We start from the raw sequence: 21072 nt of genomic DNA, 5'->3' as shown, positions 1-21072 counted from the left end.
ACGTTTGACCGTGCTAGTTTCTTGCCTACTGAACTCGTCAAATCCTAGCCCTTTTGTGGGGCTTTTTTGCTCCCCTTTTTGCGTACTTTGGGGGAGCAAGTAGTAAAAAGTAATGTTAGTGTTTTTTGTTCAAAAGCGCGTGATATAAGGGTTAGGGAACCCTAAGGAAACATAAAAAAATAAGTTTTTAATTATACTACAAAATCAGCCTTTTGGGTAATAGAATCTCACTTTTTTTGGTATAATGGTAAGCAATAATGGACTAGAAAGAACAAAGATGCAAGATAAAATTGTCATTCATGGGGCGCGTGCCCATAATTTAAAAAATATTGATGTGGAGATTCCGCGAGACAAGCTGGTTGTCGTGACAGGCTTGTCAGGTTCAGGGAAATCCAGTCTGGCCTTTGATACCCTCTATGCGGAGGGGCAACGTCGCTATGTAGAGAGTTTGTCAGCCTATGCTCGTCAATTCTTGGGAAATATGGAGAAGCCTGATGTGGATGCCATTGATGGCCTCAGCCCAGCTATTTCCATCGACCAGAAAACGACTAGCAAAAACCCTCGCTCGACGGTGGGAACCACGACTGAAATCAATGACTATCTGCGTCTCCTCTACGCGCGTGTGGGGACGCCTTACTGTATCAACGGACACGGGGCTATCAAGGCTTCTTCTGTGGAGCAAATCGTGGATAAGGTTTTGGAATTGCCTGAACGCCAGCGCTTGCAGATCTTGGCCCCTGTCATCCGAAAGAAAAAAGGCCAACATAAGAGTGTTATCGAGAAGGTTCAGAAAGATGGGTATGTTCGTGTCCGTGTGGATGGGGAAGTCTATGATGTGACCGAAGTGCCAGAGTTGTCTAAGAGCAAGCAACACAATATTGATGTCGTGGTTGACCGTATTGTTATCAAGGAGGGTATCCGTAGTCGTCTCTTTGATTCCATTGAGGCTGCCCTTCGTATTGCAGAAGGTTATGTCATTATCGACACCATGGACGACTCTGAGTTGTTGTTCTCTGAGCATTATGCCTGTCCAGTTTGTGGCTTTACTGTTCCAGAGTTAGAGCCGCGTCTCTTCTCCTTCAATGCTCCTTTTGGTTCTTGTAGTGAGTGTGATGGCTTGGGCATCAAGCTGGAGGTGGATACTGATTTGGTAGTACCAGATGCCAGCAAAACGCTACGCGAGGGAGCCTTGGCTCCTTGGAATCCTATCTCATCCAACTACTATCCAAACATGCTAGAGCAGGCTATGACAGCTTTTGGAGTGGATATGGATAAGCCTTTTGAGGACTTGCCAGAAGAGGATAAGAACTTGATTCTCTACGGCTCAGATGGCAAGGAATTCCATTTCCACTATGAGAATGAATTTGGTGGCGTGCGCGATATCGATATTCCTTTTGAGGGAATTGTCAATAATATCAAGCGTCGCTATCACGAGACAAACAGCGATTACACGCGCACTCAGATGCGCCTCTACATGAATGAGCTGACCTGCGGAACTTGTCACGGCTATCGTCTCAATGACCAGGCCTTGTCTGTCCGTGTGGGTGGTGAGCAAGGGCCACATATCGGAGAAATCTCAGACCTGTCTATCGCAGACCACTTGGACTTGGTAAGCCAGTTGACTCTATCTGAAAATGAAGCCATCATTGCTCGGCCAATTCTCAAGGAAATCAAGGATCGCTTGACCTTCCTTAATAACGTTGGTCTTAATTATCTGACCCTGTCGCGTTCAGCAGGAACCCTTTCAGGTGGGGAAAGTCAGCGTATTCGCTTGGCAACTCAGATTGGTTCTAACCTATCAGGTGTCCTTTATATCCTGGATGAGCCGTCAATCGGTCTCCACCAGAGGGACAATGACCGTTTGATTGCCAGTCTCAAAAAGATGCGTGATTTGGGTAATACTCTTATCGTGGTGGAACACGACGAAGATACCATGCGTGAGGCGGATTATCTGATTGACGTTGGTCCTGGTGCGGGAGTATTTGGTGGGGAAATCGTCGCTGCAGGGACACCCAAGCAGGTAGCTTGCAACAGTAAATCTATCACAGGTCAGTACTTGTCAGGCAAACGTGCCATTCCAGTACCAGAAGAGCGTCGTGTCGGTAATGGTCGTTTTATAGAAGTGACAGGAGCGCGTGAGAACAACTTGCAAAATGTCACGGCTCGCTTTCCACTAGGAAAATTCATCGCAGTGACAGGGGTGTCAGGTTCAGGAAAATCGACCCTAATCAACAGCATCCTCAAAAAAGCTATTGCTCAGAAGCTCAACCGTAATTCAGACAAACCTGGTAAGTTTAAAACGATTACGGGGATTGAGCATGTAGACCGCTTGATTGACATTGACCAAAGTCCTATCGGACGAACGCCTAGGTCCAACCCAGCTACCTATACAGGAGTTTTTGACGATATACGTGACCTTTTTGCCCAGACAAATGAGGCTAAGATTCGTGGTTACAAAAAGGGACGTTTTAGTTTCAATGTTAAGGGAGGTCGCTGTGAAGCCTGCTCAGGTGACGGGATTATCAAGATTGAGATGCACTTCTTGCCAGATGTTTATGTGGCTTGTGAAGTTTGCCACGGGACCCGTTACAACAGTGAAACCCTAGAAGTCCATTACAAGGAAAAAAATATCTCGCAGGTCTTGGATATGACTGTCAACGATGCGGTGGAATTCTTCCAACACATTCCGAAAATTCAACGCAAACTTCAGACCATCAAGGATGTGGGGCTAGGCTATGTAACGCTAGGGCAACCTGCTACCACCCTTTCTGGGGGAGAAGCCCAGCGTATGAAGCTGGCTAGTGAACTCCACAAACGATCGACAGGAAAATCTTTCTACATTCTGGACGAGCCGACGACAGGGCTTCATACCGAGGATATCGCTCGCTTGCTTAAGGTTTTAGCTCGCTTTGTCGATGATGGCAATACAGTTCTTGTCATTGAGCACAATCTGGATGTTATCAAGACGGCAGACCATATTATTGACTTGGGACCTGAGGGCGGTGTCGGTGGTGGAACCATCATCGCAACAGGAACTCCAGAAGAAGTAGCTGCTAACCAAGCCAGCTACACAGGACATTATTTGAAAGGAAAATTACATCATGAATAAACGCGTACAAGCATTTCTAGATAAAATGCAAGAAAAAGAACTAGATGGCATCATCATCAATAACCTTAAAAACGTCTATTATTTGACTGGTTTTTGGGGCTCAAACGGAACAGTCTTTATCAGCCGTGACCGTCAGGTCTTGGTGACAGACTCTCGCTATATCATTGCAGCCAAGCAAGAAACCAGTGGTTTTGAGATTGTGGCTGACCGTGATGAATTGGCTGTCATTGCAGGAATTGTCAAGGACATGGGCTTGTCTCGAATCGGTTTTGAAGATGAGATTTCAGTGTCTTATTATCACCGTATGCAGGCAACCTTTGAGGGAATTGATTTGCTTCCACAAACTCAGTTTGTCGAAGGTCTTCGAATGATTAAGGATGAAGTGGAGATTGCAGCTATTCGCAAGGCTTGTTCAATCTCAGACCAAGCTTTCCGCGACGCGCTTGACTTTATTAAGCCAGGAAAGACTGAAATTGAGATTGCCAACTTCCTTGACTTCCGTATGCGTGAGTTGGGAGCTTCAGGCCTATCATTTGATACTATTTTAGCAAGTGGCATCAACTCTTCCAAACCTCATGCCCATCCTATGCACAAACCAGTGGAGCTAGGAGAAGCCATTACAATGGACTTCGGTTGCCTTTATGACCACTATGTCAGTGATATGACACGGACTATCTATCTAGGGCATGTTAGCGACGAGCAGGCAGAAATTTACAATACGGTTTTGAAAGCCAACCAAGCCTTGATTGACCAGGCTAAGGCAGGATTAGGTTTCCGTGACTTTGACAAAATCCCTCGTGATATTATCATCGAGGCAGGCTATGGCGACTACTTTACCCACGGTATTGGCCACGGCATTGGTCTGGATATCCATGAGGAACCATACTTTAGCCAGACTTCTACAGAAACTATTAAGGCAGGTATGGCATTGACAGATGAGCCAGGTATCTATATCGAAGGCAAATACGGCGTTCGTATCGAGGATGATATTCTGATTACAGAGACAGGTTGTGAATTATTGACCCTAGCTCCAAAAGAGTTGATAGTTATTTAAGAGTTAAACAACTCAAATAATTGACTTTTAAATTTTAAAGGTTTATACTGAAAGACGAAAACGGTAGGTGAGGCTACCATAGGGATACGGATGACTACCGCAAAGCAGTGGAGACACTACTCGTTGGTCAACAGTCCTGGTCGCGAAGGCCAAGACTAAGCTCATTTCATTGCCCTATGGAGTTAAAGCTTGAACGAAAAACAGATAATTAGTTTTTTAATCCTGCCATTTTATGGTGGGATTTTCTACTGTTTAAAACAAAGAAAGGAGACAGACGATGCAAATTGACGACCATCCGGAACCGCACATACACAGCCAATCGCTGATTTGTGTCGTTCTGCCCTTATAAAGTGATTGGTCTCTGTGTATGAAACACATCATTCATACAGATAGGAGAAACCAATGAAAACAACAAAAGAAAGATTAGCAACAGCTATTCATACATCTTTAAACGAAACTCTATCTTTTTATAAGACAAGTCTAACAGGCTTGACTGAGGAGCAGGTGGAGAAAAATCGTGACCTATATGGTGAAAATACCATCACAAAGGGTCAAGAAGACAGTATCCTCAAAAAAATTTACGAATCCATTATCAATCCTTTTACGATCATCTTACTGGTCATCGCCGTGATTTCCTTGGTGACCAATGTCTGGTTGGCAAAACCAGGTCAAGAGGATCCGACGACTTCTATAATCATCGTTGTCCTAGTCCTCATTTCTGGTGGCATACGCTTTGTCCAAGAACTACGTAGTGATAAGGCTGCGACCAATCTATCAAAAATGATTGTCAACACAGCGACTGTCATTCGTCAAGGAGAAATTCAAGAAGTACCTATCGATGATTTGGTAGTGGGTGACGTGGTTAAATTAAGCGCTGGAGACATGATTCCAGCAGATCTTCTTTTATTTGAGTCGCGCGATTTCTTTGTACAACAGTCGGGCTTGACAGGTGAAAGTGAATCGGTTGAAAAATTGGCCTTGACCAAGGCAACAGTTCAACAATCTGATAGTCTGCTAGAAGCAGAAGCGCTCGCCTTTATGGGAACCAATGTCTTGTCTGGTAGTGCCAAGGCCGTGGTTTTAGCAGTTGGTGATGATACCATGATGGGGGCCATTGAGCAGACTTTGAACACCTATGACGAGCCTACTTCGTTTGAGCGGGAGATGAATAGTATTTCGTGGCTCTTGATTCGTTTGATGCTGGTCATGGTGCCCATCGTTTTCTTGTCCAATGGTTTAACAGATGGAGATTGGTTAGAAGCTGGCGTATTTGCTTTGAGTGTTGGTGTTGGATTGACACCTGAGATGCTTCCTATGATTATCACGGCCAGTCTAGCAAAGGGCTCCATCATTATGGCCAAGGAAAAAGTAGTTATCAAGAAACTCAATGCCATACAGGACTTAGGGGCGATTGATATTTTGTGTACAGATAAGACAGGAACTCTAACCCAAGACGAAATTGTCCTTGAATATCCCTTGGACATCCACGGACGCTTGGATTTGACCGTCTTGAGACGAGCTTATCTCAATTCTTATTTTCAAACGGGCTTGAAAAATTTGATGGACAGAGCCATCATCAAACGGACTGAAAAGGAAGCCAAAGAACACACCCTCTTACAAAATCTGGCTCAAACTTTTCAAAAAATAGATGAGCTTCCCTTTGATTTTGAACGTAGACGGATGAGTGTTATCGTTAAGGATGAACACGAAGTTGTTAGTTTGGTAACCAAGGGTGCCCTAGAGGAAATGTTGACGATTTCCAGTTATGCGGAATACCAAGGAGTGACTACTCCCTTGACAGATGTTATTAGAGAAGAAATTTTAACAGAAGTCAGACAACTAAATCAACAAGGTTTGCGTGTCTTAGGAGTGGCCTATAAGTCAGGTTTGAAGGAAGGTCATGCCTATACAGTTGATGATGAAGGGGATATGATTCTAACTGGTTATTTAGCCTTCCTAGATCCTCCTAAACCATCTGCTGCACCAGCAATTAAGGCTCTGTTAGAGCATGGGGTTCAAACAAAGATTTTGACGGGAGACAACGAAAAAGTTACCCAAGCAGTCTGTGAAAAGGTTGGTTTGGATATCAATCAGATGCTGTTAGGATCTGAAATTGATCAGATGAGTGATCAAGAATTGGCCCAAGCCGTAGAGGAGGTAACCGTCTTCGCCAAACTTTCTCCTGACCAAAAAGCAAGGATTATTTTGCAATTTAAGGCTAATGGTCATGCTGTAGGCTATATGGGGGATGGAATCAATGACGCTCCTTCTATGAAAGTTGCAGATGTGGGGATTTCTGTTGATACAGCAGTAGATATTGCCAAAGAAACGGCTGATGTTATCCTACTTGATAAGGATCTCATGGTGCTTGAAAAAGGACTTGTTGAAGGTCGTAAGGTCTATGCCAATATGACCAAATATATCAAAATGACAGTGAGTTCTAATTTTGGAAATATCTTATCCCTATTGGTCTCTGGAATCTTTTTGCCATTTTTACCAATGGCACCAGTCCATTTGATTATCCTAAATCTAGTCTATGATTTGTCTTGTATTGCCTTGCCTTTTGACAAGGTGGATAAAGATTTTTTGAGAAATCCGCATACCTGGGAAGCTAAGTCCATCACACGTTTCATGATTTGGATGGGACCTATCTCTTCTGCCTTTGATATTTTGACCTTTATTTTGCTTTATTTTATCATTGTACCCATGACAACAGGTCAAGCTTATGTTCATGGGGCAGAGTCCGCCGTAGAATTTATTGTCTTGTTTCAGACAGGTTGGTTTATCGAGTCCATGTGGTCACAGACCATGGTTATCCATATGCTGCGTTCAGCCAAAATTCCCTTTTTACAAAGTCGTCCAGCTTGGCTAGTCCTTGTGACAACCTTATTGGCTGCAGCCTTTGTGACCTTCCTTCCCTACAGTCCACTCGCAATCCTACTTCATCTAACTCCTTTAAAACCGATTTATTTCATCTTTTTACTTTTCATCATTATTTTGTATATGATTAGCGTGACAATTGTGAAAAAAATCTATATCAAGAAATATCAAGAATGGCTGTAAATTTCATTTTGTCAAGAAAAAAGTACGAAAATGACGAAAAAAGTTAAAAAAATTTAAAAATAGGTCGCAAGTCGGATGTTTTTTATGGTATAATAGACTAAACTGATAGTAACATGTAGCGAAAGGGGTAGGTACATGATTAAAATTTATACAGTCTCAAGTTGTACTAGCTGTAAAAAAGCAAAAACCTGGCTCAATGCCCACCAGTTAAGTTATAAAGAACAAAATCTTGGTAAAGAAGGAATTACGCGAGAAGAATTACTGGATATTCTGACAAAAACAGATAACGGAATAGCCAGCATCGTTTCGTCTAAAAATCGCTATGCCAAAGCCCTTGGAGTGGATATTGAAGATTTGAGTGTCAATGAAGTCCTCAATCTGATTATGGAAACACCGAGAATTTTAAAGAGCCCAATCCTTGTGGATGAAAAACGCCTGCAAGTTGGCTACAAGGAAGACGATATTCGTGCCTTCCTACCACGCTCTGTCCGTAATGTAGAAAATGCAGAAGCACGTTTGCGTGCAGCTCTATAAACATCAAGGCTGGGAGCAACTCCCAGTCTTATTTTAATTTCAAAAAGAAAGAAGAGAGAAATGAAAAAAATTGTTCTTGTTAGTCTAGCTTTCCTTTTTGTCCTGGTTGGTTGCGGACAGAAAAAAGAAACTGGACCGGCTACAAAAACAGAAAAGGATACGCTTCAGTCGGCATTGCCAGTTATTGAAAATGCCGAGAAGAATACAGTTGTAACCAAGACTTTGGTTTTGCCGAAATCAGATGATGGTAGCCAGCAAACCCAAACCATTACTTATAAAGACAAGACTTTTTTGAACCTAACCATTCAACAAAAGCGTCCAGTCTCAGATGAGTTGAAGACTTATATTGACCAACATGGAGTGGAAGAAACCCAAAAAGCTCTTCTCGAGGCGGAAGAGAAAGACGAATCCATCGTAGAAGCTCGTAAATTAGCAGGATTTAAGCTTGAAACTAAACTATTGAGTGCAACCGAACTTCAAACAACGACTAGTTTTGATTTTCAAGTTCTGGATGTCAAGAAGGCTTCTCAGTTGGAATATTTGAAGAACATTGGTTTAGAAAATCTCTTGAAGAATGAACCAAGCAAATATATTTCAGACCGATTGGCAAATGGTGCGACAGAACAATAGAAAATCCAAATAAATAGACTGCCTGAATTGTAGAACGTAAGGAATTATGCTATAATGGTACTATTCTAAGGAAAGAGGGTGTTAGAATGGGATTTACTGAAGAAACAGTACGTTTTAAATTGGACGATTCCAATAAAAAAGAAATTAGCGAAACTTTGACTGATGTCTATGCTTCGTTGAACGATAAGGGCTACAACCCAATTAACCAAATCGTAGGTTACGTATTGAGTGGAGACCCTGCCTACGTTCCTCGTTATAATAATGCACGAAATCAAATCCGTAAGTATGAGCGTGATGAAATCGTTGAGGAATTGGTCCGCTACTACCTTAAAGGACAAGGAGTCGATCTATAACCTATGAGAATTATGGGATTGGACGTCGGTTCAAAAACGGTAGGGGTGGCTATTAGCGATCCGCTCGGTTTTACAGCTCAAGGGCTTGAAATCATCCAAATCAATGAGGAGCAAGGCCAATTTGGTTTTGATCGCGTTAAGGAGTTGGTTGACACTTACAAGGTGGAACGATTTGTAGTGGGCTTACCTAAAAATATGAACAATACAAGCGGACCGCGCGTGGAAGCTAGTCAAGCATACGGAGCAAAGCTAGAAGAGCTTTTTGGTTTACCAGTAGACTATCAAGATGAACGCTTGACAACAGTTGCCGCAGAGCGCATGTTGATTGAACAAGCAGATATTAGCCGCAATAAGCGCAAGAAAGTCATTGATAAGTTAGCAGCTCAGCTGATTTTACAAAATTATTTAGATAGAAAATTTTAATATAAAGGAGAGGCTATGTCACACGATCATAACCACGACCACGAAGAACGTGAATTAATTACACTAGTAGATGAACAAGGAAATGAAACCTTGTTTGAAATCCTTTTGACGATTGATGGAAAAGAAGAATTTGGGAAAAACTATGTTCTTCTAGTACCAGTTAACGCAGAAGAAGACGAAGACGGACAAGTTGAAATCCAAGCTTACTCATTCATCGAAAACGAAGATGGGACAGAAGGCGAATTGCAACCAATCCCAGAAGACTCAGAAGACGAATGGAACATGATTGAAGAAGTCTTCAATAGTTTTATGGAGGAGTAAAAATATCCGGGGGATATTTTTAGCCCAGCTCTTTGAAATAAAAAAGAGCTGGTAAGTCTGGGGGACGTTTTTAGCCTTATGCTAAAAATAAATACCGTAAGTAAGTCCAGTGAACATTTTTACCCCAGTTCCTTTAAATAAGAGAGAACTGGTAAGTCCGGGGATGTTTTTAGCTCTCGTTAACATTTATAGTAGCTAGTTATTAGCTAACCAGGTAAGAGGTCGGGACGAAAATCCTGACCTCATTTTTTTGTTATCTACGGAATTTTGCTAGATAATTGATTAGACTTTTGTCAAGGAGATGTGTATGTTTGAAATAGAAGAATGGCTTCATAGTCGGATTGGTTTGAATTTTCGATCAGGTTTGGGCCGAATACAGCAAGCGGTGGATTTGTTGGGGAATCCTGAGCAGTCTTACCCTATTATCCACGTAACAGGGACTAATGGGAAAGGATCTACCATTGCTTTTATGAGGGAGTTATTTATGGGACATGGCAAAAAAGTTGCGACCTTTACCTCCCCTCATATCGTCTCTATTAATGATCGAATCTGCATTAATGGGCAACCAATAGCTGATGCAGACTTCATCCGTTTAGCTGAGCAGGTCAGGGAGATGGAAAAGACGCTTCTGCAAACCCATGACCAGTTGTCCTTTTTTGAATTGCTGACCTTGATTGCTTTTCTTTATTTTAGAGAGCAAGAGGTGGATTTGGTTTTACTAGAAGTGGGAATTGGCGGCTTACTTGACACGACTAATGTGGTAACTGGAGAGCTTGCTGTCATCACCTCCATCGGACTTGACCATCAGGAGACTCTGGGTGACAGTATAGCAGCAATTGCAGAGCAGAAAGCTGGTATTTTCAAGGCTGGTAAAAAGGCAGTGATTGCTAAGTTGCCTTCAGAAGCTAGACTTGTCTGTCAGAAAAAAGCAGCCTCTTTAGCTGTTGACCTTTACCAGGCAGGTCAGGATTTTTCAATGCTGAATGGGGATTTTTCAAGCTCTTTGGGTAACCTTTCACAGTTGAAAATAGGTTTAGAAGGAGCTTATCAGCAGGAAAATGCGGCCTTGGCGCTACAAACGTTTCTTCTTTTTATGGGAGAAAGAAAGGAAGCTGTTGATGAGCAGGTTGTAAGACAGGCTTTGGAGAAGACCCATTGGGCTGGGCGTTTGGAGCGTATTCGTCCGCAGATATACTTGGACGGTGCTCATAACCTCCCTGCCTTGACTCGCCTGGTGGAGTTTATCAAAGAAAAAGAGCAGGAAGGTTATCGTCCTCAAATCCTCTTTGGAGCCTTGAAACGGAAGGATTATCAAGGAATGTTGGGTTATCTGACTGAAAATTTACCTCAGGTGGAACTCAAGGTGACTGGTTTTGACTATCAAGGTTCTTTAGATGAGACGGATGTAACAGGTTACGATATAGTTTCTTCTTACCGAAAATTTATTAGCGATTTTGAAGAAAGGGCAGATGCCCAGGATTTGTTGTTCATTACAGGGTCTCTCTATTTTATCTCAGAAGTACGGAGCGACATACTGGGGCATGAGCAGATAAATTGACCTCTATAGCAAGTCTTAGTCTCTTAGTAGCTTGTTCACAAAGAGTTCAACAGGTTCAACAACCAGCAGCTCAACCGCAAACACAACAAACTCAGCAATTACAACCTGCTACTTCATCTTCCACAGAAAATACAAACCGGGCAACGACAAGTTCTTCACAAAATGCGCCTGAGGTTCAACTAACTAATATTGATAGAACTTATACTGGTCAGGACGAAAGAGACCGTATCACTTTAGTGGTAACTGGAACAACTGGCACCTGGACACAGGTAGAAACTGATGGGGAACAAGAACTCAAGCAGGTTAGCTTTGACGCTGCTAATCAACGCATGATTATTGGTAATGATGTCAAGATTTATGGAATCAATGGTAATCAGATGATTATCGACGATATGGATAGAGAAGCGTTTGATCGCATCGTTTTATCAAAATAGACTAGGAGGAGACTGGAATTTTCGGTCTCTTTTGCTTTTGCTCAGAAAAATGATTATAAATACTTGCCTTCTACCGAATACCTGAGTTATACTAGTTTTAATTACCTGTTTTTATCATTCAAAATATCAAGGAGGGGATATGAAATATAGAAAATTTCAATTATTGATGTCCAAGTATGGCTTTAGTCTTTCAATTATGCTACTTGAACTTTCTCTTGTTTTTGGCCTCTTTCTTTATGTAGGGCGGATGGCTCCTATTCTTTGGGTGATTCTCTTAATCATTATGAGTATGGCGACTATTGTCGCGATTGTCAATCGTTCTATGACACCTGATAGTAAAGTGATGTGGTTAGTGGTGACTTTTGTTCCTGTCATCGGCCCCTTGCTCTATCTGATGTTTGGTGAAAGACGATTATCCAAAAAAGAAATCAAACAGTTGGACAAACTTGGTTCTATGCATTTTCGGGAGGATAACAGTAAAGCTCTCCGCCAGAAATTGAAGGAAGATGATAAGGCGGCTTACGGAGTTATCAAATCTTTGCTAAGTATGGATAGCAATGCCGATGTCTATGATCGAACAGATTCACAATTCTTTTCTTCGGGTGAAAGCATGTGGCAATATATGTTGGAAGACCTCAAGAAAGCTGAAAAGTTTATCTTTCTAGAGTATTATATTGTCGAAGAAGGTTTGATGTGGAATAGCATACTAGACATACTAGAGCAAAAGGCAGCTCAGGGTGTAGAGGTCAAGATGCTCTATGATGATATCGGCTGTATGGCGACTTTACCTGGAGACTATACTATTCAGCTTCGTAGTCGAGGAATTGAAGCCCATAAATTTAACAAGGTGGTTCCTCGCTTGACGGTGGCTTACAACAATCGTGACCATCGTAAAATTCTGGTCATAGATGGTCAGGTAGCTTATACAGGAGGTATCAACTTAGCCGATGAATACATCAATCATGTAGAACGCTTTGGCTATTGGAAGGATAGTGGGATTCGCTTAGATGGCCCTGGTGTCAAGGCTCTCACCCGTCTCTTTTTGATGACTTGGTATATCAATCGTGGGGAAATCAGCGATTTTGATCAGTATCACTTGGAAAATCAGCCTTGTTCTGGCCAAGGGCTCTGCATTCCTTACGGTAGTGGACCCAAGCCCATCTTCCGTACCCAGGTAGGGAAAAAAGTCTATCAAAGTTTGATTAATCAGGCCACTGATTCAGTCTTTATTACAACGCCCTATTTGATTATTGACTATGACTTAACAGAGAGTATTAAAAATGCGGCCATGAGGGGTGTTGATGTCCGCATTGTGACCCCTTTTATTCCAGATAAGAAATTAATCCAACTCATCACAAGAGGGGCTTATCCAGATTTGTTGTCAGCAGGAGTAAGGATTTTTGAGTATAGTCCAGGCTTTATCCACAGTAAACAAATCCTAGTGGATAAGGACTTTGCTGCAGTTGGAACCATTAACTTAGATTATAGAAGTTTGCTTCACCACTATGAAAATGCAGTCTTGCTATATAAAACAGAATCAATCACTGAGATTCAAAAAGATTTTCAAGAGATTTTTTCGGTATCGCAAGAAATTTTCCCTCATACGATAAAAAACAGCTGGTATCAAAAATTGATTAAGGAAATCGCCCAGTTATTCGCCCCTATCTTATAAGAAATCTAGGACTGAGGACACAAACCAGTCCTATTTTTCTTGCCTTTTACGAATAAGAAGATGTAGGAGGAAAGATGCTGACTCAGAAAGAATTGAACTATATCATGACATTTAAACAGACACATTTACACCGATTTCGAGAAATTGAAACCTTTGTGAAACTATGCAAAAAATCACTCAAACACCCATCGCAAGCTGACAATCCTAGGACTTTTTGATATACTAAGACAGATAAATTGAATAGGAGAAACGATATGAGTGTGTATGGTAGAGTAGAAGAAGTTCATCAGGAGAATCGTGAACCTCTAGAATACCAAATCGAACAAGAATCGCATCATCGTGAATCAAGTCGTCTTCCTTTGGTGAAAATTTTACTATGGAGTACGCTTGTAACGGTGATAACTCTAGGAGTACCGCTATTACTCGATTTAATGAGTGCACAGGAAGTGCAGGATTTTTATGCAGGTTGGGCCCTTCATCAGACAGGGAAAATTTACAGCGACTATTATGGAAGTCAAGGTTTGCTTTATTATTTGCTGACTTACGTGACTCAGGGCGGATTTCTCTTTGCCATCTTTGAGTGGTTAGCCTTGGTAGCAGGAGGATTTTTCCTCTTTCGATCGGCAGACACCTTGACAGAGCAAGGAGACCAAGCTGGACAACTGGTGACTATTTTTTACATGCTAGTTACAGGTCTTGCTTTTGGTGGAGGTTATGCGACTCTTTTAGCACTTCCCTTCTTATTCGCGGCCTTTAGTTTAGTTGCGACTTACCTAAGCAATCCAAGCCATGACAAGGGATTTGTACGGATTGGGCTGGCTTTGGCGGGCGGATTTTTCTTTGCTCCCTTATCATCGCTCCTGTTTATTGCTGTAGTGAGTTTAGGCTTGTTGGTCTTTAACCTTGGGCATAGACGTTTTGCACATGGATTTTATCAGTTTCTTGCAGTGGCTTTAGGTTTTTCACTTGTCTTTTATCCAACTGCCTATTATAGTGTTGCAACAGGAAGTTTTGAGGATGCGATTAGTGGAATTTTGTATCCAATTCATTCCATTCGTTTGGTTTCTGTTTCGGCATTGATAGAAAATGTTTTGTTTTACGGGTTGTTGGCTCTTGGCATGGGAGTTTTGGTTTTTATCTTTTTAGGTCTCTTTCAATCTAAATCCTCTAAACTATATGTCATCTCAGTGCCTGCGAGTTTGTTCCTGATTTTAGGTTTGGTAGTGATTTTCTTTACACAGGATCCTCTACATGCATCCCGTTTGATGCTTATTTTCCCTGTCTTTCTTCTGCTTTTAGTGTCCAATATCAAGGGGCAACAGAGTGGTCGTAGTGTTAGAAGAAGACGCAGAGAAGAGCCCGTTAGTCTCTGGCATCGCTATACTAAAGGAAATCTTTACCTACCGATTTTAACTTTGTTATATCTTTTGGCTGTTCCTTTTTTGATGAGATTTGTCCTTTATCCAGTACCTTATCAAGAACGTGAACGTCTTGCTGATTTGGTGAAAGAGGAGACAAGTACGGAAGATGCTATATATGCATGGGATGATACTGCAACTCTTTATCGTAAGAGTGAGCGCTTGTCGCCATCGGCTATTTTGTCCCCGATGCACTATACAGCAACTGAGGAAAATCGGAATAAGCTACTCAATGACTTGAAAGAAAAACAACCCAAGGTGATTGTGGTGAATGATAAGGTAGCAGTCTGGTCTGAAGTGGAAACAATCTTGAAAGAAAGTTACCAACCAGTAAAGACAGATTACTCAGAGTTTAAAGTCTATAAAATTAAATAACTAAATCAATATCTTGTGTATTTTTAAAAATTTTAGGATTTTTAACACAAGATATTGATTTTTCTTTTTAGAGTGGTATAATACTTTTTAGATATCCTATTTTAGAAAAGAGCATGCATATGATTGCACTAGAAGAAAAAATTACAACCCTACCAACCCTCTTTGTTGAAAAACGAGATGGGAGACGTGTTGTATTTGATGTGGACAAGATTGACAAGGCTCTCCACAAGGCGGCTGACAAGGTTATGGATGTGACACCCTTGGTTGAAAAGCGCCTAAATGCTCTGACTGAGCGAATTGTCACAGAAATTCATAGTCGATTTCCACAGGGAGTTAAGATTTATGAAATCCAAAATATCGTAGAACACGAACTCCTTGAAGCCAAAGAATATGCATTGGCTGAGGAGTATATTACTTATCGTACACAGAGAGATTTTGAGCGCTCAAAAGCGACAGATATTAACTTTAGTATCCATAAACTGCTCAATAAAGATCAGGCAGTTGTCAATGAAAATGCCAATAAAGACAGCGATGTCTTCAACACCCAGCGTGATTTGACAGCAGGGATTGTTGGGAAGTCAATCGGGCTGCAAATGCTTCCCAAGCACGTAGCTAATGCCCACCAAAAGGGGGATATCCACTATCACGATTTGGACTACAGTCCTTATACCCCTATGACCAACTGCTGTTTGATTGATTTTAAGGGGATGTTGGAAAATGGTTTTAAGATTGGAAATGCGGAGGTAGAGAGTCCCAAGTCTATCCAGACTGCGACAGCTCAGATTTCCCAAATCATCGCCAACGTTGCTTCTAGCCAGTACGGAGGCTGTTCAGCTGACCGTATTGATGAAGTTTTGGCGCCTTATGCAGAGAAGAACTATCAAAAACATCTCAAAGATGCAGAAGAGTGGGTTTTGCCTGACAAACGGGAAGATTACGCTTGGAAGAAAACACAAAAAGACATCTACGATGCCATGCAATCTCTTGAGTATGAAATCAATACTCTCTTCACTTCAAATGGCCAAACACCCTTTACTTCACTAGGTTTTGGTCTAGGAACTAGTCGTTTTGAGCGTGAAATTCAAAAAGCTATCTTGACCATTCGGATCAAGGGTCTGGGATCAGAACACCGCACAGCCATCTTCCCTAAACTTATCTTTACGCTTAAAAGAGGTCTTAACTTGGAGGAAGGGACTCCCAACTACGACATCAAGCAGTTGGCCCTCGAGTGTGCAACCAAGCGGATGTACCCAGATGTTTTGTCCTATGATAAGATTGTTGACTTGACAGGTTCTTTCAAAGTTCCTATGGGCTGCCGTTCTTTCCTTCAAGGATGGAAAGATGAGAATGGTGTAGAAGTCAATTCGGGTCGGATGAATCTAGGCGTTGTGACGGTCAATCTTCCTCGCATCGCCCTCGAGTCTGAGGGCGACATGAATAAGTTCTGGGAAATCTTCAACGAGCGGATGAATATCGCTGAAGATGCTCTGGTTTACCGTGTCGAACGAACTAAAGAAGCGACGCCGGCCAATGCTCCTATCCTCTATCAGTACGGTGCTTTTGGCCATCGTCTAGGTAAAGAAGAAAGTGTTGACCAGCTCTTTAAGAATCGTCGTGCGACAGTTTCACTAGGCTATATCGGCTTGTATGAAGTAGCGACAGTCTTCTTTGGAAATAGCTGGGAACACAATCCAGAAGCCAAGGAATTCACGCTGGATATCATTCGCGATATGAAGCGCCGTGTAGAAGAGTGGTCTGACCAATATGGCTACCATTTCTCTATCTACTCAACACCATCTGAAAGTTTGACAGATCGTTTCTGCCGACTAGATACAGAAAAGTTCGGCTCTATTCCTGATATTACGGACAAGGAATACTACACCAATTCTTTCCACTACGATGTTCGTAAAAATCCAACGCCGTTTGAAAAATTAGACTTTGAGAAAGTCTATCCAGAAGCAGGTGCGTCAGGTGGTTTCATCCATTATTGTGAGTATCCAGTCCTTCAGCAAAATCCAAAGGCCTTGGAAGCTGTCTGGGACTATGCCTATGACCGTGTCGGCTATCTAGGGACCAATACACCAATTGACCGTTGCTATAAGTGTGACTTTGAAGGGGATTTTGAACCAACTGAGAGAGGATTTGCTTGTCCAAACTGTGGCAATAGCGACCCTAAAACAGTAGACGTTGTTAAACGAACTTGTGGCTATTTAGGCAATCCTCAAGCGCGTCCGATGGTTAATGGGCGTCACAAGGAAATCGCTGCGCGTGTCAAACACATGAATGGTTCAACGATTAAAACAGCTGGTCACCAAGTAACCAATTAGAAAGAAATGAAATGGGAAAATATCAATTAGACGATAAGGGGCGTGCACAAGTGACCCGTTATCACGAGAAACACTCTAAAGGTGGAGCTGGTAGGAAAGAACGTTTGCTTAGCCTCAGAGAACAATTTTTAAACAAGAACAAGAAAAAATAAAAGTGATACTCAATGAAAATCAAAGAGCAAACTAGGAAGCTAGCCGCAGGTTGCTCAAAGCACTGCTTTGAGGTTGTAGATAAGACTGACGAAGTCAGTTACATATATCTACGGTAAGGCGACGCTGACGTGGTTTGAATTTGATTTTCGAAGAGTATGAGAGTCAGCTCTCACTTTTCTCATAGTGGGAGGTAAGGATGGAACTACGCAGACCAAGATTAGCAGATAAAGAAACAGTTTTAGAGATGATGGCAGAGTTTGAAAAGAGCCAATCAGCCCATGATGGTGGATTTTGGGATACAGAGAACTTTGTGTATGAAGAGTGGTTGGAAACAAATATGCAAAAAGAGATGGGAATAAACTTGCCTGAAAATCGTGTTCCTTCTATTCAGTTTGTATCATTTGATGATATAGGTCGTGCTCTAGGATTTTTGAATCTGCGATTAAGACTGAATGAGGGTTTACTGAATTATGCTGGCCACATTGGCTACTCCATTCGTCCATCAGAAAGAGGCAAGGGTTATGCTAAGGAAACTCTCCGTCAGGGCTTGCAAGTTGCTAAGGAAAAGAACATCAAGAGAACTCTTGTGACCTGTAGTGTGAATAATCCTGCTAGTAGAGCAGTCATTCTAGCAAATGGTGGAATATTTGAGGATGTTCGTAATGGAGTTGAGCGTTATTGGATAGAGGTAGCGAATGAATAATCCAAAACCACAAGAATGGAAAAACGAGGAACTCAGTCAAGGGCGTATCATCGACTACAAGGCCTTCAACTTTGTAGATGGAGAAGGTGTGCGTAACTCCCTCTATGTATCAGGCTGCATGTTTCACTGCGAGGGATGTTATAATGTTGCGACTTGGTCTTTTAATGCTGGCATTCCCTATACAGCAGAGCTAGAAGAACAGATCATGGCAGACCTTGCCCAGCCCTATGTTCAAGGATTGACCTTGCTAGGAGGGGAGCCCTTTCTCAATACGGGCATTCTCTTACCTCTCGTTAAACGCATTCGGAAGGAATTGCCAGAAAAAGACATCTGGTCATGGACTGGCTACACTTGGGAAGAAATGATGTTGGAAACTCCAGATAAACTGGAACTCTTGTCACTGATTGACATTCTTGTCGATGGACGATATGACCGAACTAAGAGAAATCTCATGCTACAGTTTCGAGGTTCGTCCAACCAACGAATTATCGATGTGCAAAAATCTCTCAAAAGTGGGCAAGTAGTGATTTGGGACAAACTCAATGATGGAAAAGAAAGCTATGAACAGGTGAAGAGAGAGTAACTTTCTTCCATAGAATACTTAAATAAATGACCTGTCAAAAAAGAAAACATTTTCATGTTAAAAATTTTAAAAAACAGCAACAAATCCCTTGCAATCGCAGGGGCTTTGTGTTATTCTATTATGGTGCTGTAAATTACAGCTTTAGCTTTGATGCAAGAGGTTGCGACACGCTCGGTTGCATTGCCACGCAACACCGCGTCGGTTTTCTTGTGGAGCTAGCCTATTATCTTAAATAGACGAAAAGGAGAAAAAGATGGCAAACAAAAAAATCCGTATCCGTTTGAAAGCTTACGAACACCGTACGCTTGACACAGCGGCTGCAAAAATCGTAGAATCAGCTACTCGTACAGGTGCACAAGTTGCGGGTCCAATCCCACTTCCAACTGAACGTAGCCTCTACACAATCATTCGTGCGACTCACAAATACAAAGACTCTCGCGAACAATTCGAAATGCGTACACACAAACGTTTGATCGATATCGTTAATCCAACTCAAAAAACAGTTGATGCTTTGATGAAATTGGATCTTCCAAGTGGTGTAAACGTAGAAATCAAACTTTAATCTAAAATATAAAAGAGCAGAGGCTGGTGTTTCAATCTAATTGAACACGGGCTAAACTCGGTGTGAAAAAGATAAACTTCCTAGTGTCTGCTAGACACTGCGTCAGTTTCCTATTTTCACTTTGAGTTTGACGCCCTTTGTATCTTAGACTTGAGCATAAAAAACGCTCGTTAAAAACTTTTTGAATAAAAAATATAGAAAAGGAACTATTTTCTCATGACAAAAGGAATCTTAGGGAAAAAAGTGGGAATGACTCAAATCTTCACTGAAGCTGGCGAATTGATCCCTGTAACAGTTATTGAAGCAACTCCAAACGTTGTTCTTCAAGTTAAAACTGTTGAAACAGACGGATACAACGCTATCCAAGTTGGTTTCGATGACAAACGCGAAGTATTGAGCAACAAACCTGCTAAAGGACATGTAGCGAAAGCTAACACGGCTCCTAAGCGCTTCATTCGTGAATTCAAAAACGTTGAAGGCTTGGAAGTTGGTGCTGAAATCACAGTTGAAACATTCGCAGCTGGAGACGTTGTTGACGTAACTGGTACTTCTAAAGGTAAAGGTTTCCAAGGTGTTATCAAACGCCACGGACAATCACGTGGACCAATGGCTCACGGTTCTCGTTACCACCGTCGTCCAGGTTCTATGGGACCTGTTGCACCTAACCGCGTATTCAAAGGTAAAAATCTTGCAGGACGTATGGGTGGTGACCGCGTAACAATTCAAAACCTTGAAGTTGTACAAGTTGTTCCAGAAAAGAACGTTATCCTTATCAAAGGTAACGTACCAGGTGCTAAGAAATCTCTTATCACTATCAAATCAGCAGTTAAAGCTGGTAAATAATAAGGAAAGGGGAATACAGTCAAAATGGCAAATGTAACATTATTCGACCAAACTGGTAAACAAGCTGGCGAAGTTGTTCTTAACGATGCAATCTTTGGTATCGAACCAAACCAATCTGTTGTGTTTGATGTGATCATCAGCCAACGTGCTAGCCTTCGTCAAGGAACTCACGCAGTTAAAAACCGCTCAGCTGTTTCAGGTGGCGGACGCAAACCATGGCGTCAAAAAGGAACTGGGCGTGCTCGTCAAGGTTCTATCCGCTCTCCACAATGGCGTGGTGGTGGAATCGTCTTCGGACCAACTCCACGTAGCTATGCGTACAAACTTCCTCAAAAAGTTCGTCGCCTTGCGCTTAAATCTGTTTACTCAGAAAAAGTTGCTGAAAATAAATTTGTAGCCGTTGATTCTCTTGAATTTACAGCTCCAAAAACTGCTGAATTTGCAAAAGTTCTTGCAGCTTTGAGCATCGATTCTAAAGTCCTTGTTATTCTTGAAGAAGGAAACGAATTCGCAGCTCTCTCAGCTCGTAACCTTCCAAACGTGAAAGTTGCGACTGCTACAACTGCAAGTGTTCTTGACATCGCAAATAGTGACAAACTTCTTGTTACTCAAGCAGCTATCTCTAAAATCGAGGAGGTTCTTGCATAATGAATTTGTATGATGTTATCAAAAAACCTGTCATCACTGAAAGCTCAATGGCTCAACTTGAAGCAGGAAAATATGTATTTGAAGTTGACACTCGCGCACACAAACTTTTGATCAAGCAAGCTGTTGAAGCTGCTTTCGAAGGTGTTAAAGTTGCTAATGTTAACACAATCAACGTAAAACCAAAAGCTAAACGTGTTGGACGTTACACTGGTTTTACTAACAAAACTAAAAAAGCTATCATCACACTTACAGCTGATTCTAAAGCAATCGAGTTGTTTGCTGCTGAAGCTGAATAATCTAAGGAGGAAA

Annotated in this window: 20 protein-coding genes and 1 riboswitch; all 20 genes read left to right on the top strand. The window is 41.8% G+C overall.

Annotation, left to right across the window (positions count from 1 at the left end; all coding sequences use genetic code 11):
- Window positions 1-277 precede the first annotated feature (277 nt).
- The 20 genes from uvrA to CYK18_RS05505 all read left to right on the top strand — a co-directional run bounded on the left by uvrA (window position 278) and on the right by CYK18_RS05505 (window position 21059).
- Entirely contained in the window at window positions 278-3109 is a 2832-nt protein-coding gene (gene uvrA / locus CYK18_RS05610; protein WP_101785542.1) for an excinuclease ABC subunit UvrA, read from the top strand.
- Complete coding sequence (locus CYK18_RS05605) at window positions 3102-4163, top strand: M24 family metallopeptidase (RefSeq protein WP_033678537.1); 1062 nt, start codon at window positions 3102-3104, stop codon at window positions 4161-4163. The genes uvrA and CYK18_RS05605 overlap by 8 nt, the downstream gene beginning before the upstream one ends.
- A 57-nt stretch (window positions 4164-4220) precedes the next feature.
- Window positions 4221-4371: riboswitch (M-box (ykoK) riboswitch) on the top strand.
- Window positions 4372-4565: 194 nt separating this feature from the next.
- Entirely contained in the window at window positions 4566-7226 is a 2661-nt protein-coding gene (gene mgtA / locus CYK18_RS05600; RefSeq protein WP_101785540.1) for a magnesium-translocating P-type ATPase, read from the top strand.
- Window positions 7227-7361: 135 nt separating this feature from the next.
- The gene (gene spx, locus CYK18_RS05590) at window positions 7362-7760 is read left to right on the top strand and encodes a transcriptional regulator Spx (RefSeq protein ID WP_000591165.1); all 399 of its coding nucleotides are present in this window, start codon (window positions 7362-7364) and stop codon (window positions 7758-7760) included.
- 60 nt (window positions 7761-7820) lie between these two features.
- Window positions 7821-8390 carry an SP0191 family lipoprotein gene (locus tag CYK18_RS05585; protein WP_101785538.1) on the top strand — a complete coding sequence of 190 codons (570 nt, stop codon included), beginning with the start codon at window positions 7821-7823 and terminating at the stop codon, window positions 8388-8390.
- A gap of 86 nt (window positions 8391-8476) precedes the next feature.
- Entirely contained in the window at window positions 8477-8743 is a 267-nt protein-coding gene (locus tag CYK18_RS05580; RefSeq protein WP_000507059.1) for an IreB family regulatory phosphoprotein, read from the top strand.
- A 3-nt stretch (window positions 8744-8746) separates the two neighbouring features.
- On the top strand, window positions 8747-9166 hold the full coding sequence (gene ruvX, locus CYK18_RS05575; protein WP_004239076.1) for a Holliday junction resolvase RuvX: 420 nt from the start codon (window positions 8747-8749) through the stop codon (window positions 9164-9166).
- 15 nt (window positions 9167-9181) lie between these two features.
- Complete coding sequence (locus CYK18_RS05570; protein ID WP_000017620.1) at window positions 9182-9487, top strand: DUF1292 domain-containing protein; 306 nt, start codon at window positions 9182-9184, stop codon at window positions 9485-9487.
- Window positions 9488-9794: 307 nt separating this feature from the next.
- Window positions 9795-11045 (top strand): folylpolyglutamate synthase/dihydrofolate synthase family protein, encoded by a 1251-nt coding sequence (locus CYK18_RS05565; protein WP_101785536.1) that lies wholly within the window; start codon window positions 9795-9797, stop codon window positions 11043-11045.
- Window positions 11042-11479, top strand: a complete 438-nt coding sequence (locus CYK18_RS05560) for an SP_0198 family lipoprotein (protein WP_101785534.1) — start codon at window positions 11042-11044, stop codon at window positions 11477-11479. The genes CYK18_RS05565 and CYK18_RS05560 overlap by 4 nt, the downstream gene beginning before the upstream one ends.
- Window positions 11480-11618: 139 nt before the next feature.
- Window positions 11619-13151: a cardiolipin synthase gene (gene cls / locus CYK18_RS05555; protein WP_101785532.1), complete on the top strand. Its 1533-nt coding sequence runs from the start codon at window positions 11619-11621 to the stop codon at window positions 13149-13151.
- A gap of 254 nt (window positions 13152-13405) precedes the next feature.
- Window positions 13406-14944 (top strand): damage-inducible protein CinA, encoded by a 1539-nt coding sequence (locus CYK18_RS05545; RefSeq protein WP_101785530.1) that lies wholly within the window; start codon window positions 13406-13408, stop codon window positions 14942-14944.
- A gap of 119 nt (window positions 14945-15063) precedes the next feature.
- Entirely contained in the window at window positions 15064-17271 is a 2208-nt protein-coding gene (nrdD, locus tag CYK18_RS05540) for an anaerobic ribonucleoside-triphosphate reductase (protein WP_180947936.1), read from the top strand.
- Window positions 17272-17282: 11 nt separating this feature from the next.
- Window positions 17283-17423 (top strand): hypothetical protein, encoded by a 141-nt coding sequence (locus CYK18_RS05535; RefSeq protein ID WP_101782118.1) that lies wholly within the window; start codon window positions 17283-17285, stop codon window positions 17421-17423.
- A gap of 197 nt (window positions 17424-17620) precedes the next feature.
- Window positions 17621-18127 (top strand): GNAT family N-acetyltransferase, encoded by a 507-nt coding sequence (locus CYK18_RS05530; RefSeq protein ID WP_101782119.1) that lies wholly within the window; start codon window positions 17621-17623, stop codon window positions 18125-18127.
- Window positions 18120-18710, top strand: coding sequence for an anaerobic ribonucleoside-triphosphate reductase activating protein (gene nrdG / locus CYK18_RS05525; protein ID WP_101782120.1), 591 nt, complete (start codon window positions 18120-18122; stop codon window positions 18708-18710). Before CYK18_RS05530 ends, nrdG begins: the two co-directional genes overlap by 8 nt.
- A gap of 253 nt (window positions 18711-18963) precedes the next feature.
- Window positions 18964-19272 (top strand): 30S ribosomal protein S10, encoded by a 309-nt coding sequence (gene rpsJ, locus CYK18_RS05520; protein ID WP_001284513.1) that lies wholly within the window; start codon window positions 18964-18966, stop codon window positions 19270-19272.
- A gap of 216 nt (window positions 19273-19488) precedes the next feature.
- Window positions 19489-20115: a 50S ribosomal protein L3 gene (gene rplC, locus CYK18_RS05515; protein WP_000160197.1), complete on the top strand. Its 627-nt coding sequence runs from the start codon at window positions 19489-19491 to the stop codon at window positions 20113-20115.
- 24 nt (window positions 20116-20139) lie between these two features.
- Window positions 20140-20763, top strand: a complete 624-nt coding sequence (rplD, locus tag CYK18_RS05510) for a 50S ribosomal protein L4 (protein WP_000024549.1) — start codon at window positions 20140-20142, stop codon at window positions 20761-20763.
- On the top strand, window positions 20763-21059 hold the full coding sequence (locus CYK18_RS05505) for a 50S ribosomal protein L23 (RefSeq protein WP_001055347.1): 297 nt from the start codon (window positions 20763-20765) through the stop codon (window positions 21057-21059). Before rplD ends, CYK18_RS05505 begins: the two co-directional genes overlap by 1 nt.
- Window positions 21060-21072: the final 13 nt, after the last annotated feature.

This window comes from Streptococcus mitis (genome assembly GCF_002860865.1).
Classification (GTDB): domain Bacteria; phylum Bacillota; class Bacilli; order Lactobacillales; family Streptococcaceae; genus Streptococcus; species Streptococcus mitis_AT.
The sequence above is the reverse complement of the archived record's forward strand: the minus strand, read 5'-3'. Positions and strand labels throughout refer to the sequence as shown.

Excerpts from the sequence above, each read along its gene's own strand:
- CYK18_RS05585 (WP_101785538.1), top strand. The coding sequence starts at position 7,821 with ATGAAAAAAATTGTTCTTGTTAGTCTAGCTTTCCTTTTTGTCCTGGTT.
- rpsJ (WP_001284513.1), top strand. The coding sequence starts at position 18,964 with ATGGCAAACAAAAAAATCCGTATCCGTTTGAAAGCTTACGAACACCGT.
- spx (WP_000591165.1), top strand. The coding sequence starts at position 7,362 with ATGATTAAAATTTATACAGTCTCAAGTTGTACTAGCTGTAAAAAAGCA.
- nrdD (WP_180947936.1), top strand. The coding sequence starts at position 15,064 with ATGATTGCACTAGAAGAAAAAATTACAACCCTACCAACCCTCTTTGTT.
- ruvX (WP_004239076.1), top strand. The coding sequence starts at position 8,747 with ATGAGAATTATGGGATTGGACGTCGGTTCAAAAACGGTAGGGGTGGCT.
- CYK18_RS05545 (WP_101785530.1), top strand. The coding sequence starts at position 13,406 with ATGAGTGTGTATGGTAGAGTAGAAGAAGTTCATCAGGAGAATCGTGAA.
- CYK18_RS05535 (WP_101782118.1), top strand. The coding sequence starts at position 17,283 with ATGGGAAAATATCAATTAGACGATAAGGGGCGTGCACAAGTGACCCGT.
- CYK18_RS05580 (WP_000507059.1), top strand. The coding sequence starts at position 8,477 with ATGGGATTTACTGAAGAAACAGTACGTTTTAAATTGGACGATTCCAAT.
- CYK18_RS05565 (WP_101785536.1), top strand. The coding sequence starts at position 9,795 with ATGTTTGAAATAGAAGAATGGCTTCATAGTCGGATTGGTTTGAATTTT.
- rplD (WP_000024549.1), top strand. The coding sequence starts at position 20,140 with ATGGCAAATGTAACATTATTCGACCAAACTGGTAAACAAGCTGGCGAA.
- mgtA (WP_101785540.1), top strand. The coding sequence starts at position 4,566 with ATGAAAACAACAAAAGAAAGATTAGCAACAGCTATTCATACATCTTTA.
- uvrA (WP_101785542.1), top strand. The coding sequence starts at position 278 with ATGCAAGATAAAATTGTCATTCATGGGGCGCGTGCCCATAATTTAAAA.
- rplC (WP_000160197.1), top strand. The coding sequence starts at position 19,489 with ATGACAAAAGGAATCTTAGGGAAAAAAGTGGGAATGACTCAAATCTTC.
- CYK18_RS05505 (WP_001055347.1), top strand. The coding sequence starts at position 20,763 with ATGAATTTGTATGATGTTATCAAAAAACCTGTCATCACTGAAAGCTCA.
- CYK18_RS05570 (WP_000017620.1), top strand. The coding sequence starts at position 9,182 with ATGTCACACGATCATAACCACGACCACGAAGAACGTGAATTAATTACA.
- CYK18_RS05605 (WP_033678537.1), top strand. The coding sequence starts at position 3,102 with ATGAATAAACGCGTACAAGCATTTCTAGATAAAATGCAAGAAAAAGAA.
- cls (WP_101785532.1), top strand. The coding sequence starts at position 11,619 with ATGAAATATAGAAAATTTCAATTATTGATGTCCAAGTATGGCTTTAGT.
- nrdG (WP_101782120.1), top strand. The coding sequence starts at position 18,120 with ATGAATAATCCAAAACCACAAGAATGGAAAAACGAGGAACTCAGTCAA.
- CYK18_RS05530 (WP_101782119.1), top strand. The coding sequence starts at position 17,621 with ATGGAACTACGCAGACCAAGATTAGCAGATAAAGAAACAGTTTTAGAG.